We start from the raw sequence: 1,541 nt of genomic DNA, 5'->3' as shown, positions 1-1,541 counted from the left end.
CCGTCGCCGTCGACTGAGACCGGGCCGTCGCCGTCGACTGAGACCGGTTGGCCGACGACGAGGCTCGCGGCCGCTCTACGACAGCGCGTCGCCGAACTTGTCCCGCCGGAAGAGGTCGATCTCCTGTGCCGACGACCCCTCGCGCGTGGCCGCGAAGGCGATCGCCTCGGCCACCTCCTCGGGCTCAGTCACCGTGCCGGGTTCGAACCGCTCCTCGAACGGCTCGCCGTCCTCACTGCCGAACTCCGTGCGCACTTCGGAGGGGTTCACGACGGAGACGGCGACCCCCTCGTCGCCGACCTGCGCCGCGACGCTGTGCGCGAAGCCGCGCACCCACCACTTCGTCGCGGCGTACACCGGATTGAACGACCGCGGGTACTGGCCCGCGAAGCTCCCGACGACGACGAGCGTCCCCTGACTCTCCGTCAGGTGCGGGAGCGCTTCCCGCGTGAGGAAGAACGTCCCGTCGACGTTCGTCTCCTGCATGGCGAAGTACTCCTCGTCGGTCATCTCCGCCACGTCGCTGCCGCGGCCGACCCCCGCGTTGGAGACGACGACGTCGAGCCCGCCGAACCGGTCGATCACCGCCTCGACCGCCGCCTCGCTCGTCGCCCGGTCGCGGATGTCGCCGTCGACGACTAACGTGTTCGCGTCGTGTTCCGCCTCCAAATCCGCCGCCAGCGACTCCAGCGCCTCGCGCCGGCGAGCCAGCAGCGCGACGTTCGCGCCCCGCGCCGCCAGCGCGTGGGCCGTCGCCTCGCCGATTCCGGAGCTCGCGCCGGTCACCAGGGCCGTCGCGTCGTCGAGCGTGGTCATGACCGACGGATCGCGGGGGGCGAGTATAAAACGTCGCGTCGGGGAACCGCCGGCCCACTCGACGGCTTCGGACGGGCGGGTCCGGACCGATCCTCCGATGAGCCCGACCGGGCCCTCACTCGTTCTGGACGAACTCGCCCGAGCAGTCGTACTCGATCAGTTTCACCTTTCCCTCGGCCTCGACCGTTCCGTTGTAGGGATCGGCTCGCTCGTACCGCTGGTAGACGGTCACGCTCTCGACGCGCGTCTCGTGGGACCGGTTCCAGTCCGCACAGAGGTAGTTCGCGAGGTACGAGCGGTGGTTCTCGTTGTCGGTGGAGCGGACGTTCCCGAGGTACTTCCGCCAGCGCGAGGTGAGGTAGGTGGCCTCCGCACGCGGCGGCCGTTCGAAATCGACCGCCGAGTTCCGTAACACGTCCCGTTCGGTCCCGTTTTCGAGGGTTCCGGGCGCGACGAACCATCGGGTCGTGTGGGTGGGATCGGGGGCGAACATCCGCCACGACTGGTCCATGTCGACGGCCTCCAAGACGTCCTCACCGGGTTCGGGGACCTCGGCGTAATCGACCGCCTGCGCCCCGGAGAGAACGATCAACACGAGGAACACGTACGGCAAGACCGTCGAGACGAGGACGCGTCCGCCGGCGAGCGTCCCGGTGAGGTCCGCATCGCGGAGACCGTCGAGGCGTCCCGGCGCGACCGGGCGTGAGAACGGCGCGCGCCGGGAC

General features: G+C 69.9%; 1 protein-coding gene and 1 pseudogene. Both read right to left on the bottom strand.

Going from position 1 to position 1,541, the window contains the following annotated elements; genetic code table 11:
- Positions 1-75 precede the first annotated feature (75 nt).
- A complete protein-coding gene (locus tag DJ74_RS00090; RefSeq protein ID WP_094522800.1) occupies positions 76-816 on the bottom strand; it encodes an SDR family oxidoreductase in 741 nt (246 codons plus the stop codon).
- 115 nt (positions 817-931) lie between these two features.
- Positions 932-1,541 (bottom strand): annotated as a pseudogene (locus DJ74_RS00085) (HTTM domain-containing protein); the annotation flags it as partial.

The organism is Halorubrum sp. Ea8 (assembly GCF_002252925.1).
Lineage (GTDB): Archaea > Halobacteriota > Halobacteria > Halobacteriales > Haloferacaceae > Halorubrum.
Note: the sequence above shows the minus strand (reverse complement) of the source record. Positions and strands in the feature narration are given on the sequence as shown.